Source organism: Wolbachia endosymbiont of Armadillidium vulgare str. wVulC (genome assembly GCF_001027565.1).
Taxonomy (GTDB): Bacteria; Pseudomonadota; Alphaproteobacteria; order Rickettsiales; family Anaplasmataceae; genus Wolbachia.
In genome coordinates, this window is the sequence record NZ_ALWU01000001.1 from 76,983 (window position 1) to 91,643 (window position 14,661).

10 protein-coding genes and 1 pseudogene are annotated in these 14,661 nt (G+C 34.2%); 5 read left to right on the plus strand and 6 right to left on the minus strand.

What is annotated here, in order from left to right; all coding sequences use genetic code 11:
- The first annotated feature begins 220 nt into the window (after nt 1-220).
- The 3 genes from wVul_RS00365 (at nt 221) to wVul_RS00375 (ending at nt 4,303) form a co-directional block, all read left to right on the plus strand.
- The gene (locus tag wVul_RS00365; RefSeq protein ID WP_047758709.1) at nt 221-1,069 is read left to right on the plus strand and encodes a hypothetical protein; all 849 of its coding nucleotides are present in this window, start codon (nt 221-223) and stop codon (nt 1,067-1,069) included.
- A 468-nt stretch (nt 1,070-1,537) separates the two neighbouring features.
- Nucleotides 1,538-2,071, plus strand: coding sequence for an HK97 family phage prohead protease (locus wVul_RS00370; RefSeq protein WP_047758710.1), 534 nt, complete (start codon nt 1,538-1,540; stop codon nt 2,069-2,071).
- Between the two features lie 117 nt (nt 2,072-2,188).
- A complete protein-coding gene (locus wVul_RS00375; protein ID WP_047758711.1) occupies nt 2,189-4,303 on the plus strand; it encodes a coiled-coil domain-containing protein in 2,115 nt (704 codons plus the stop codon).
- Here wVul_RS00375 and wVul_RS00380 read toward each other — a convergent pair.
- From wVul_RS00380 to wVul_RS00385, 3 genes and pseudogenes are all read right to left on the minus strand, one after another.
- Nucleotides 4,296-5,456, minus strand: a complete 1,161-nt coding sequence (locus wVul_RS00380; RefSeq protein ID WP_047758712.1) for a CCA tRNA nucleotidyltransferase — start codon at nt 5,454-5,456, stop codon at nt 4,296-4,298. The genes wVul_RS00375 and wVul_RS00380 overlap by 8 nt on opposite strands.
- Nucleotides 5,457-5,603: 147 nt before the next feature.
- Nucleotides 5,604-5,684: pseudogene (locus wVul_RS10365) on the minus strand (WPE palindromic element domain-containing protein); the annotation flags it as partial.
- A gap of 210 nt (nt 5,685-5,894) precedes the next feature.
- Complete coding sequence (locus wVul_RS00385; protein ID WP_047758713.1) at nt 5,895-7,043, minus strand: hypothetical protein; 1,149 nt, start codon at nt 7,041-7,043, stop codon at nt 5,895-5,897.
- A 104-nt stretch (nt 7,044-7,147) separates the two neighbouring features.
- On the opposite strand from wVul_RS00385, the gene ychF reads away from it, so the two are divergent.
- A complete protein-coding gene (ychF, locus tag wVul_RS00390; protein WP_047758714.1) occupies nt 7,148-8,242 on the plus strand; it encodes a redox-regulated ATPase YchF in 1,095 nt (364 codons plus the stop codon).
- A 115-nt stretch (nt 8,243-8,357) separates the two neighbouring features.
- Here ychF and wVul_RS00395 read toward each other — a convergent pair whose 3' ends face one another.
- Nucleotides 8,358-9,713, minus strand: coding sequence for a hypothetical protein (locus wVul_RS00395; RefSeq protein ID WP_047758715.1), 1,356 nt, complete (start codon nt 9,711-9,713; stop codon nt 8,358-8,360).
- Between the two features lie 142 nt (nt 9,714-9,855).
- Nucleotides 9,856-10,770, minus strand: a complete 915-nt coding sequence (glpX, locus tag wVul_RS00400) for a class II fructose-bisphosphatase (RefSeq protein ID WP_047758716.1) — start codon at nt 10,768-10,770, stop codon at nt 9,856-9,858.
- Nucleotides 10,771-10,810: 40 nt separating this feature from the next.
- Here glpX and wVul_RS00405 point away from each other — a divergent pair, with 40 nt between their 5' ends.
- Entirely contained in the window at nt 10,811-12,343 is a 1,533-nt protein-coding gene (locus wVul_RS00405) for an ankyrin repeat domain-containing protein (RefSeq protein ID WP_238580333.1), read from the plus strand.
- A gap of 463 nt (nt 12,344-12,806) precedes the next feature.
- Here wVul_RS00405 and wVul_RS07990 read toward each other — a convergent pair whose 3' ends face one another.
- Complete coding sequence (locus tag wVul_RS07990; protein WP_076611312.1) at nt 12,807-14,075, minus strand: IS4-like element ISWpi18 family transposase; 1,269 nt, start codon at nt 14,073-14,075, stop codon at nt 12,807-12,809.
- Nucleotides 14,076-14,661: the final 586 nt, after the last annotated feature.

The following is a 14,661-nucleotide window of genomic DNA, read 5'->3' on the forward strand; positions in this document are numbered from 1 at the left end:
TAGCTGACTCTGAAAAGTAGATAACAATTAGGGCTTCTTTTACCTTTTTTATTTAGTAAATTCCTTAATATTTCTAATTATAAAGAACCCGTCAGTTATTTTTGTATTTTACGGCTAAGGATATTACTCTTTGGTATTTTATTCTTTAATATCTTAATAATTAACTTGATTAAGTAACTATAGCACTATATTATTTAACTAAATATTAATGGTAATTATCATGGATTTAAAAAACTTACAACAAGAGTTGCTTGGAATAATTTTTTTCATACTTGCACCAATTAATGCAGAAGAGGAAAAAGATATGAAAGAGCGAGCATTAAAGATTATTGATGAATTAAAAGATCATATTAATGATGATATAGAAATGAGTGATCTGAGAATGCCAATTTTAGGCTACATTATCCTTTGTGATAGTCAAGATAACGTAAGGTTAAATAACAGATCATTGTTAGACTTAGAAGATGCCGTCAAAAGTATTGGAGGGAAAACTTCACAAGAGTTAGGGCGAGTAAATCAGATTCCACAGCAACCAAATAGTATTGGGTTAGCGTTAGCAGAAGCTGCAATACAATATGAGGCGCATGTGAGAGAAATGGAAGAGAGAAATGTAAGGATTATCACCTCAATTGGAGTATTAGGTATAACAGCCTTAGGAGTGAATCTTGGAAAATCAAAAGTGAGTGAAATTATTGGTACAACACTTGGAGGACTATTATCCATGCCAATAATGGTCATGTTACCAGCATCAATAGCAGTAGCGTTAAAAAACAGGAATTCAGGGCTTAGAGAAGTAGTACAATATTCTCTTGATGCAACAAGTAAACCATCGAGGATTGGGTTAGTAGCAGCTTTAGGAGCAGGCGCGATGATGTTAATTAACAATATAACTAGCAGCAGCGCTGAAACAAATATGGAATTATTAGGCCCTGGTTTTATAGCTGCAACTGGAGCTGGAATTGGTGCTGCATTGTCAACAGCTTTAGCGAGAAGGATGTTTGCTACTATCTCTACAAATTTGGAAAACGCTACCACTGAACAACAAAATATGCAAGGACAGAACATATAGCTCTTTCCTACTTTCTCCTTTATTATGATCCCAGGTGACACTGGGATCTACTACGCAAATTATCTATAATGTTCATATAGTTGTAACTTAACCTACTAATTGCAAATCATACAGCTGGATTTTGCAGTCTAGAAAAGCTCAATTTATTTTCTTTTAGTGATTAATTGTTAGTTTAAGTAATTATATTAATATAATAAATATTTCCTTAATATACTAGTATTTACCTTGACTACACAACTATAGTGCTGTATCATTTACACTTAAGCTTTAATAGTGGGGTAGTGATGGACACACAAGAATTAGAAAATTCACAGGAAAGTTTGTTGACTAGCTCCCCTACCCTTCTGTATATAAAACGACAAATTTTATAACTAAAAAAAGTACTTCCCCATTTTCAGAGCGCTGCATATAATAGAATTATATCGCAGTGCGTTGCAAAACAAAATTCCCAATACTACAGGAGGCTTTATGAATAAGAAATTTTTCTATTCACCATTGTCAATAAAAAGCATAGGAGAGAATGGTGTATTTTCTGGCTATGCGAGCGTTTTTAACATAGTTGATAAGCAAAATGATCTGATATTACCTGGAGCATTTAAGGAAAATTTAAATAAAAACAAGATAAAACTTCTTTGGCAGCACAATCCAAGCGAACCTATAGGTAATATTATAGATATTTGCGAAAATGATGTTGGCCTATATATAACTGCACATTTGCTTTTGGGTATCCAAAAAGCAGAGGAAATATATTTAATGCTCAAAACTGAGACTATTAACGGGCTTTCGATTGGTTATATACCTATAGAGTATGATGTTGATCGTGAAAGCGGAGCTCGAGTGTTAAAGCAAGTGGAATTATGGGAAGTTAGTTTGGTCACTTTTCCTGCAAACTTGGCAGCTCAGGTAATTAATGTGAAAAATCAGCACAATGAACAAGAAATGTTAGCAAGAGCAATAGAAAAAGCAAATTCTGTGCTTACGAACACGTGTATTTCTGCTTGAAGTGTGTAAAACTTTACCATAGTTTTACATTTGTATTAATATTTATTTAATATTAATACAAATATATATAATTTTATTACCATTAAAAATTTCAAAGTAAGAAAATGAGGTAATTTTATGCTGAATACTAACAATATAGTTAACTACAAAATTAATATTAAACAAAAGGAAAAAAAATACAGCTTATCTACTGTGCTTGCTTGGCTATATCTAAAAACAATTGGACGAATACTGCCAAAGAGATGGAGTAAATGGGCAGAGAATATCCTATATTACAATAAAGTTATTGCAGATCAGACTGATGCTCTTAAAGCAGTAGATCAAAGTATTCAAGTTCCTGAAGTTGTAGCACAAGAGATTCAGAGTGAGATAATGAGTGAAGATGAAACTACATTTCAATATATGGCAACGCAAACAGACGGTCTTATAACAGTAGATGAAAGTGTTCAAGTTCCTGAAGTTACAAAAGAAGAGAGTGAAGATGAAGGAGTTTATTTCAAAGTAAGTGGTGAATCCACTGATGAAGACTGCTCTGATATTGAGGTGGATGAAGAAGAAGAGGTAGATAATCAAAACGAACTCCTTTGGGATAATGGACCACAAACAATATCCATAAATGATTCAGTGTCAGAAGAAACTGAGCAATTAAGATCACAACTTGAAAGTGATTATGTAGAACTAAAAAGCGTTACAAATCAAATAGAAAAATTACATGAAGAACAAATAAAGGAAAATTTAGTAGAGATGGAAAAAAAAGACGAAAAAATAAGCAGCTTAACGCAATTAAATAAAGCTTTAGAACAAGATAAAAAAGCAATGAATGATAAAAATAAAACCCTACAAACAGAAGTAATAGAACTTAAGAGTAAGTTAAAAAGCAAAATTAGTAACTTAAGTCGAGAAAAAGAAACTCTACAATCAAATGTAAATATATTGACTGTTCAATTACAAAGCGCTCAACAACAATTGGAGAGAGAGAAAATTGATTTAGAAGATAAATTAAAAGATTCAAGTAGTAAGTTAAGTGCTGCTGAAAAAGAGAACAAGAGGTTAGAAAATGAAGTTACCAAGTTACAAGAACAAGTACGGACATTAGAAGAAAGTAAAGAGTGGGAATCAGCTGGAATAGATGATAGCTTAAAGGAAACTTCTTTTGATCTAACAGAAATGTTAAAAGAAGAACTTGCAAAGCAAGAGAAGCAAATTGAGCAGTTACAAAAGGAACGGAAGCAAGCAGAAGATCAATCGAAAATTGATATTAAAAAACTACAGGAAGAAAAAGAAGGTCTATTGGTTAAAATAGATAAATTGAGGAAAAAATTAGAATCTTCGCACAGTGTTGCACTATCATCGATTCAAGCACATTCAGAAACACTTGGAGAAAATTACGAGTTAAAAATACAGAAAATTGAAAATTCAACAGCTGGAGGTGAACAACAAAATGGAAAGTTAACAGAAGATACACAAGAGCAAACAAAAGCTAAAGAGCTAGATACAATGAGTAGAGTATCTATTGCAAAGTCAACTACCAAATCAACTCTTTCAAAATTGTCTAACAAGCTTTTGAAGAATGAGAACCTCGATGCCTTTTTATCTGATCAAAATAAAGAGTTGAAAAAAAGTTTTCCTGAATTTGAAAAGAAACACTTTTGCCATAACGTGCTTAATGAAATTATCAAGTCTCTATCAAATCAAGATGATGGTAAATTTGAAAGCAGTAAGCTGCTTGAATTATTAGAAAGCAATTTGAAACAATCCGCAAGGGAGATCATAGAAACTCAGGTTAAAAAAGTTGTCAACGAACATTGTAAAATTGGAAAAAATATAGGTAAAGAACTACTAGATGGAATGTTAAAAGATAAGTTATTACCTTCTATTAATGAATGCATGAAAAAATTAAGGTGGGATGAAAAAGGTGCTGCTGCAATCACAGATTCTGTCTTGCAAGATTTTCGCGGCAGAAATAATAGCAGTAATGATTTAGTCAGAGAAGTTACTGTGAAGGAGCTAACGCAAGGTAGAATGAATTGTTTTTCAAATAAGATTCAAGGATTACAACTGGCATTAAGTATTAGAGATAAATTTTTATCTCCAGACCAGAAAATGTGCAGTAAAATTCCAGGAGAAAAAAATGAATACCAATTAACAGAAAAAGCTAAAAAGCCTAGTTCTTCCATGAGTCACACTAATAGTACTCTGTTAAGTATGAAGCAAGCAGCAACGTCTAAATAAAACTTTTAGCATAAAGTATCAGCTCCTCTTTTGTTAAAGTGTAGGAGCTGTTTTCCCAGTGTTGTCTTAGCAATTCTAAACTCCTACCCAAACTTTTTCCTGGCTGGTGACCTATACTTATTAAATCATTGCCAGATAAAGGAAATTTTGGAATATTGAATGTATTAGCAAATGAAATATATTCATCAACATTTGTTTCAGACTCAATACCACAAATCTTCATTAAATCACAATATAATTCTATACCAAATAAAGATATGTATTTTTTTTGCTCTTTCTCTGAAAGCTCTGTTTTGATATTGCTCGATAGTAAAAATAATAGCTTTTTCTTTTGCTTATTTGAAAGACGTAAAAACTTGCTCACGTCTTCTCCAAGACTTCCGGCAGTCCTAAGAAGCAACGCTAATTTTACTAATGCATCAGCGCCGAGAAGAAGTTTTGAGAATAAAATTTCACATTTTACTTCTTTTGGAATAATTTTTTGTAGAACATCAGATTTTTGCATGCTCTTAAGTGTTGGAACAGGATCATTGCACTCCAGCAGTTTAAATACTTCTTCTCTTATTCTCTCTCCAGAAAGATTTTGGATCATGTGTGAATATTTTTTGCATACATCTAATATTTCATCACTTAAATCTCCTATGCATATTTTAGCGTGAAAACGAAATGCTCTTAAAATACGTAGATAGTCTTCTTTAATTCTATCTTCAGCGTTGCCTATAAAGTTTAACCTTCGCGCCTTCAAGTCCTGAGTGCCACCAAAGTAATCGTATATATGGCCATGCTTGTCTGCATAAAGAGCATTAAACGTAAAGTCGCGCCTTGAAGCATCAGCTTGCCAATCATTGGTAAATTCTACCTTTGCATGCCTACCGTCACACTTTACATCATGCCTTAGTGTCGTAATTTCAAAAGACCTCTGATTTAAGATTGCAGTGATAGTTCCATGTTTTAAGCCAGTTGGAATAGTTTTTATATTACGGAGTTTTAACGCTTTAATTGCTTGATCAGGCAGAAGATTGGTAGCAAGGTCAATGTCGTGAACGTCACGCTGCAAAATTGAATCTCTAACACACCCACCAACAAGCCTTGCCTCACCACCAAATTTCTCTATAGCATCAATAATTACACTAGTTTCGTGATCAATTCGCATTTAGGTTATACACATTGAAGATCATGTTACACAAAATGCAAAATTTTTGCAAAAAGCCCCATATAAAAATATATAGGCAGGAGAGTGGTAAAATAAGGTAGGCAAAGTAAAAGTAAGTCTACAACAAACCCAGTGTCCAGACACACAACTGTACGAACATTGTGGTTTGTAGGCAATTCGCGTAGCAGACGGTGTCATTCCAGTGCTTGACACTGGAATCCAGTTTTTTCATGATCATCAAAATGTTGTATTTTAACATAAAACGGCTACTTTTCTGCTTACCAACTTAATAAAATTCCTGGATCCCAGTGTCAAGCACTGGGATGACACCATTGTATCGTATAAAAACATCTAAGCTTAAGCATTAGATAGAAAAGTTTGAATAACACCACTTTTACTTAAATCTTCACACATTAACCATGCTTCTGAATAGAGCTATTATTTCACAAGTATTTGTTGCTGTTGACTAGATAGTCCTTGTATTTTTGCTTCTTCCATGCTACAAGATGGACTCAAAAACTTCTGCTTCTCAGAGCGCTCTATGCGCTGCTTTATATCACTAACGCACTGCTCTATAACATCGTGAACTCTTCCTCCAAGATTTTCTCTCAATAATTCATCAAACCTCTTCTCAATTTCTACCCTCTCAGAGATATCCTTTGGAAGGTTACAATACTCTAAGATCTCATCTATCTGAAGTTGTTTTGCTAATAGAAAGTCTTCTTGCTCTTGAACTTCCTTAGTTACAACCTTAGCTCTAGAGTAATGATTCCCCCCAAGATATATTGTTTCTCGCTCTTTACTACCCCATAACTTATCGTTTAATTTATAACTCTCACGATTACATACCTGATTTAGTTGTATCATTTCAGGATTTGGTTCAAACTTTTCTCTACCGCTAACTTCACAATGGACATTAATTTCAATGTTAGCTAAAGAAGCTAATATCTGAACTTCTTCAATGAAAGGAAAATAACTTTTACTTTCTATTGCTTCTAGATAAGCTCGGTAGAGCTCAGGCTCATTAAGAAATAAGCATGTACTAAAATCACTGTTATATTCGGCATTATAGTCATTTTCACCAATGCCATAAAGAGCTTCTGCATATTCACTTAGATTAGACATAGCCTGATCATGCGATATATTAAATTTGCTAACAGCTTTACTTACTAACCTCTTCACATTACCTTCAGCATTTTCAATTTTCCTATTTGTTTGCTCAACCAGCTCCTTTATTTTATCAGACTTGCCAGTTAAATCCCCTGGCTTATTAAAAAACATATTAAAAACCTTTTCTAGCTGATCTTTTAAAGGAGCTGGCATACTTGCATTACCTAAAGATGTAAATCGACTTAAAAATTTGTGCCATTCCATTCTCATATCTTGCGCTCTTTCAGCCTTATATGAACCGGAGCTGTTATCACCAAACACTGCATGGAAAAAGCAGTTGCCATCACCCACAGTATCATATTTAACTACTTGGCTATTAGAAAGTTCTTCTTCTACATCACTCCCTGAAATCTTGCGCCTTTTTGCATCAACATCAAGAGGATTGTTTGGTAATTTTTGTTTCTCAGCTATAATCATAATTTTTACCTTCTTAAGCTATATACTAATAAAATTGTTAATAACTAATTAAGTATAGCAAAAATTTTTTAATTATGCAATAATTATAGTTTTATATAGTAAATATGAGCTTTAATTGTGGCATAGTTGGACTGCCAAATATAGGAAAATCAACCTTATTTAATGCGCTTACAGAGTCAAGTGCAGCGGAAGCTGCAAACTATCCTTTCTGTACAATCGAGCCAAATGTTGGCAAAGTGCCAATAAGAGATCAACGCTTAAAACAAATCGCCGCAATTGCTCACTCAGAGAAAATAATCTACAATCAATTAGAAGTTGTGGATATTGCAGGCCTGGTAAAAGGTGCGAGCAAAGGTGAAGGGCTCGGAAATAAGTTTTTGAGTCATATCAGAGAAGTTGATGCTATCGTTCATCTGCTCAGATGCTTTACAGACGACGACATTAGCCACGTGCACAATGAAATAGATCCAATATCAGATGCTGAAGTGGTGGAAATGGAATTAATTCTAGCTGATATTGACAGTATAGAAAAAAGGCTACCACAACTTGAAAAAAAAGCAAAGCAAGGTGATAAAGAACTAAAGAAACAGCTTGAGTTGACTCAGGAAGTTTTAGCTACCTTAAAACTTGGTAAGCCTGCAAGAAGTTTGGAAAACGCGGATGACACTGAAATGAAGTCGCTTCAATTGCTGACAACAAAACCTGTTATGTACGTCTGTAATGTTGAAGATACGCATATCATAACTGGTAATGAACTATCTAAAAGGGTGGAAAAAATGGCAGAAGAAAATAAAAGCAAATTTTATTGCATTTCAGCAAAACTTGAAGCAGATATTGCAAATCTTGGTAGCGAAGAAGAAAAACAGAGTTTTTTATCAGAATTTGGCTTACAAGAATCAGGACTTGATGGAGTAGCGCGTATTATGTATGAAGTGCTGAGTATGATAACTTTCTTTACTGTGGGCCCTAAAGAAGCACGTGCATGGCCAGTAAAAATAGGATCAACAGCTGACAAAGCAGCAGGTGTAATTCACACTGATTTTGAAAAAGGCTTTATAAAAGCAGAAACGATAAGCTTTGCAGACTATATAAGATATGGAAGCGAATCAGCCTGTAAAGATGCAGGCAAAATTCGCTTCGAAGGCAGAGACTATATAGTGCAAGATGGTGATATAATGCACTTTAGGTTTAATTTGTAATTAATACACAAATCCTTAGCACCTTCCTGATGCAGCCCGTGAATTTTCATAACTACACGGCATAATTGCAATCCCACTACTATAAATATAATCTATTATACCAGTTCCATCAAAGTCAGTCATATAATCTTGCAATACGAAATTTTCTTATCTCTTCTTCATCTATCTCCTCTTCAGATAAAGGAGAGAAAGAGAATCGCCCTATCTTTACGTTATCAAGTTTACTTCCAGGGGTTTCATCACATCTCTTTATTATCTCTTCCTGCGATTGTACATCTTGTTTCAGATATTCTGCTAAAAACTCATGTAAAGCTTTACCTTCTATAAGCACATCTTCGTTTTGCTCAGCTAATTTCAAAATTTCGTCTAATTCAACATCTTTATCATTAATAGTTGCCTTCCCAATCTCAATTTTCCCAGAATTTACATTTAAACTAATAAAGCAGTTAACTTTCTCATTTTTTGCACCCCATCTAATTTCCAAGTTGCATATTGCATCTTCTTCAAAGCAGTAGTTTCTTTGTTGCTTTTCATTCTTTTCAATCGTTACGATTCTTTTACCATTACTGTGTATTTTTACTCTTTCTACCTCATTTTTATTCTTTTCCATCCTTTCAATTTTGTCAGTGAAAAGACGGCTGGTTTCTAAACTCTGTCCAGGTTTAATAATATTTATACTAAGATTATTATAATGATTAACAAAACGCCCTGCCTTTTCATCTGGCCAATAACATCCATCAAAGAAACCTATTAGATTATCTTCTCCTAGCAATTCTTTTGCATCATTCATCCCTTCATTCATTCGAAGAAGATACCTACCTAACCTATTTTCAAAATTCTTTTTCTGATCTTCATTAGTAAACTTCTTATCTAATATATTCATTATTTCTTTTTGCTTACTTAATATCGCATAGTTGAAAAGAAAAATATCCTTTTTTCTTCGATAATAATTTGCTATTTTATCAAACGGATCTGCCGGACGGCCGCCATTATAATTTACAGAATCATTAGAGTCTTCACATTTATTGCTCTCAAAATTGAACCTCAATTTTTCAAAATCTGATAATACTTCTTCTACATTATCTTTGAAAAACTCAAGTTTATCTTGAAGCTTTTCTCCATAACTCATCCCTTCTCTAATCCTAGAATGAATATACTCACCCAATCTCTTTCTAAACTCTTCTTGTTTTTTGAGATCAGGAAGCTTATTATCTAATATATTGACTATTTTATTGTACTTATTTAACACTACATAGTCAAAAAGGCCCCTCTCTTTTTTATACTTCTCTGCTATTTTGTTAAAACACTTATTATCATTATAATCTAATTTCTCAAAATCCCGGAGTACACTCTGCATTGCAGGATCAATTTGAGAATTTGTTTTAGGAGGTGGGGTAACTACGTTTTCTTTTCCTTTAGGAAGAAAATTATTGTTTTCCTCAGACTTATTGGTAAATAACCAACTAAACATTCCATACCTCTTATTATATTACTATATAAACTTAACTATAACTTAATGCCAAATGTTGTAAAGCTAAAATTAATATGTAAACTCATTTTTTTATAGGACAGCTATAGATAGCTTCTACAAAAAATTTTCAATTAATAAATGTTCAAGATATTGATTTTGTTTGTATTTTTATTACCTTACCAGGCAATATTATTAATGAATGAGTCAGACAAATATCTTGGCTAAATTTTACTCCATCCACAAATTCTCCACTTGTTACTCCAGTTGCGATAAAAACTGATTCACCTCTTACCATATCTTTTATGGTGTAGATTTTTTCTGGGTCATGAATATTCAGACTTTTTGCTCTTTCTTTTAATTGATCCGTGTCAAATATTAATCTTCCCTCCATCTGTCCACCGATTGAACTTAGCGCTGCAGCTGCAAGCACTCCCTCTGGTGCTCCTCCTGTGCCAATGTACATATCGTGATTGCCATTTATTAGTGAAACTACGGCCGCAACATCACCATCATCTATTAGCTTAATTTTTGCTCCTAAATTCCTGATTTTTAGTATCAATTCATCATGCCTTTCACGATTAAGTATAGTTACTGTAAGATCATTTACTTTACATTTTTTTGCCTTGGCTAAATTGTCTAGATTCTTCTCAATGCTATTTTTTAGTGAGACTACACCCTCTGGAACTACTGCTATTTTTTCCATGTAAACGTCAGGTGCATGCAAAAAATTGCCTTTTTTCGTTGCAGCAAGAACGGACATTGCTCCTTGTTTATAATGAGCGCAAATCGTAGTGCCCTCAAGTGGATCAACTGCAATATCAATCTCAGGACCACTTCCTGTGCCAACTTTTTCTCCAATATATAGCATCGGTGCTTCGTCCCTCTCCCCCTCGCCTATCACAATCGTACCATTTATTTCCATGTAGTTTAGCACCTTCCGCATTGCATCAACTGCAACCTGATCGGCCTTTTTTTCATTCCCTAATCCTGCCAATTTATGTGCAGCACTTGCTGCAGCTTCAGTCACTTTCACTAACTTGTAGGCTAAATCTTCCATCATTTGCTCGAGAATCATAAATCAATATATATCATGCCATTTGAGACTGCAAGATTACTTGACTGACTTTGATGGAACTGGTATAATAAGTTATATTTATAGTAGTGGGATTGCAGTTATGCCGTATAGTAATGATGATATTAGAGAGTTATATCAAAAGATATGTCAGAGTATAATGAATAGCAATAAATACGGTTACAAAATTACCAGCCTTGAAGATTTGCAAAAAGAACCAAAGTGGAAGGAAGTTAATTTTCAAGATAAATGTGAAGGAGGCCATTCATTAGGAGATTTACTTTTAAAACTTGCAGATGAAAATGACAACCTACGTGTTAGGGAATTTTTCCTTAAAAATGGATTCGAGCTTCCTGAGGAAGAGAAGGAGCAAAACACACCTGATGTGGAGGAGAGTAGAGCAGACAGTAATGAAGTAGGTTCTAGTAACTCTAAAGATACTCAATTTATCACATTGTATAGTAGTGATGGTGTTAGAAATTTGTATCTAAAGATAGATAAGATTATAAAACAGAAGCCTCAAATAAGTCTCAAAGAATTAAGTAAAGAGTTAAATATAGAAATTGATCTAAAGCAAAAATTTCATAATGGCCATGCGTTGGGGGATTTACTATTAGCACTTGCAATTGAAAAAAGTAATCTAGATTTCATAAAATTTCTCTTTAAAAATGAGCTAAAAATTATTAATATTGTTTCTCAGCAAGAAGGAACATACCATATTTCCAAAACTAGAGATGGTCGAGCTGTATTAGGTCATGCTATTTATTCTGGCAATGCCGAAGTTTTAAATCTACTTTTACAAAATATTGACGTAGAACAATTAAAGCTAGAACCTGAAAGCGAGCTATACAAACAGTGTCAACTGTTAAAAGACAATGCATTATTTACTGCTGTTGAAAAAAGTGACGCTAAAGCAGTGAAACTACTTATAGCATCTGGAGCAAACCCCGAGGCTCAGGAAAGTGGTAGAGAAGGACGCAGGGTGTTAAACATGGCTATGGACAATAAAAAGAATGAAGAACTTGTTACGTTACTCTTGTCAGCAGAGACAGAGGAGAAACAAGAAAAGCAAAAAGCACCTAATGTAGAGGGAAATATAGAAGGGTCTAGTAGAAGTAATGGAAATGCTGATAATAGATCTGTAGCAACAGTGCCTCCAGTTAGTACTAATGGTGATAATAACAAAAATGAAACGCTTGTATCAACAAGGAGTGGCCCAACTACTGCACCAAATAGTGGTAAGGGAACTAATAGCTTCACAAATCCTCAATTTTCTCCACAAAATGAACAAGAAACTAAATATAAAGAAAGCACAAAGGATTTTTACACCTCATTAGCAAAAGATGTTGTTGGAGTTGTTATCACAGGATTATTCATTACTGCTGCTGTGATGGTTCCATCTGTAGCTGGTGCAGTAGTTTGTAGTGTTGCAGCTACCTTGATTGCAATAGTAACCGGATTACATATAGCAAGTTCTACATTGCCAAGTTATAGAGAAATGAGAGAAAATAAGGTTGAATGTGTAAATTCAAACCTGTTAAGAATCTCTAGATCATGAGGTAAAATAGGCATAGATTAAGAATGAGGTATATCTATGCAAAACAAGTGATATAAATCGAGAGCAATTTGAAAAAATCAGGCCAATATTGGAGAGCAGCAGGAAGAAAACAAGACCAAGAAAAATGTGAGCTATATTTTTCAATAAAGAACTGTATTGACAAACAATTCCAGACTTAGTATATAGCTTTTGCTGACGTTAAGGAGAAATGACACAGACTAAGTATAGTATTGCAAGACATCATTAGGAATAGGGAGGGTATGCCAGCACTGCCATTAAGTTAAGGGAAAGAGAAGTTAAGATTGGACAAAAAATTTGAAGCGATTGATAATTATGGTAAATACTAGGGTGAATTTTTAAGAAAAGGGAGTCTGAAAAGTGCAAGTTATTTAAAAAAGTAATAATTGCAGGTTATTTTGCAAAGAATGTACTAATGCAATGATACTGAAAAGATATCTTGAATTTAAAACACATGTTTTCTAGCTCTTTTCTGGTAGTTGAGTGAACGAATATCAGATATCTTATGACGATCAACTCTTCTCCCTTTTCTTACCACTAAAGTGTTCATCAAAAATAACTGTGATAGTCGATCCATAATGCAGTCTATGTCTGACTCTGTAGAAAAAATATCAAAGGCTAAGTTTTTAATCGCATTAAATGAGACAGATTTATTGATGCTTTTTTTTAGTTTACTATTCTGTGCGCTCAATGTCTCTTCATCATCTTCTATCATGATACTTTCTAGATTACTGATGAAGATAGTTGACCAAAAATCCTGCTTGATAGTTTCAATACTTTTTCCTGTGAAATTCTCTAAATTTAATCTTCCCTTCAGCCTAGAAAAAAATGTTTCTACTCCCCAGCGCAAGTAATATAATCTCTCAAACTCTTCGACTGTAAAACTTTGCTCATCTAACAGAGATGTTACTAACACTTCAACTTCTCCAGAAGAAAGTATTATTTTGACTAACCTGAATTTCATCTCATCAGGTAATCCTAGCTTTCGTAGCTGTCTTGCTACTTTAATAGGTGCTACCACCATACTAGATGGGCTTTCCGGCTTAAACATAGCGTTTATTTCATTGAAAGACGAACTTGGACAGCGAATTATATAATTGATTTTCCTTCCTGTAAGCTCAGCAAGAAATCGATAAGATACGTATCCTCTATCACAGATTAACAAATCGTCTGATTTTATGGATTCAAGCATACCGATCGCTAAATCAACCTCATAGCTGTCACCTCTACTTAGCACAGATTTTATTGCAATATTATTTAGCACATCGTAGCAAACTTCAAAGGTTGCACTTGTATAGTCTTCAAATCTCTGGATTCCATTCCATACTGCTCTTGAGCCAAACTCGCCTATTATTTTGTCGCTCTTTGGCAGAATCAGTATTGAAGCATCAAATGCAAGTACTCTGAAGCCATGGTGGGTTTTAAATTCCTGATCTTGGTAGTATAGGGAAACTATATCATCATTTAACTCTGAAAACGCAGTATGCTTTAGCTTCTTTCTTGCTTGAGTAAATGCACTTGCCGTAATTGTGTAATCTTTTCTTGTATGCAGAACAAACTCATTAAGCATTACTTGTAATGACTTTACACTCTTTCTAAAAATCAGGAGAAATACATTAATGAAGGGCAGCTTTCTTTTTCGTGAGAAGTCTTTTGAGGATGCTCTGTGTGCGTTTATAAAGTTTAAACTCATCAATTTATTTTTTATAAACATGATTATTCTTTTTTTTACTCATGTCATTACTTCTTTTAATTTGTGGATCTTACCTGATTTTACAATACAGTCCATCACTTTCCCTTAACTTAATGGCAGTGGTCGTTAACCTGGGATAAACCTATCGGAAACTTGTTTACTGGGTAGGTGGCGTCCGGCATAAAAGTGGCGTGAATCTATTTTGGGCTATTGCGTGGAACTGCGAGAACCTGTCGTTTCGATGATAAGGGAGAAATCCAAACTCTGAGGATGAGAGTACCGATGCGAAAAACAGGGGCGGATTAGCTCAAGAAGTTTCTGTAATGGAGATGGAGCGAAGGGATTTAGTTTAGTCATTTGTTAACCAGAAATGGGATGAGCAATTGATTAAAACAGAGTCCTTGATTATGCTATAATTAGTAGCAAGAGCCGAATAATGGGAGCTGTGTGAGTCGAGAGGTTCATCTGCGAGAGGCTAGCGGGGAAGTTCCGCCGGTCTACTCTCCAGTTTACTGCAAAAGTTGGTATTGAAACTGATAATAGGTATGGAGACAGGAATAAGATTGCTGCAGTTGTTACTCCTGAACAGTATAAGAATTCTGAAGCT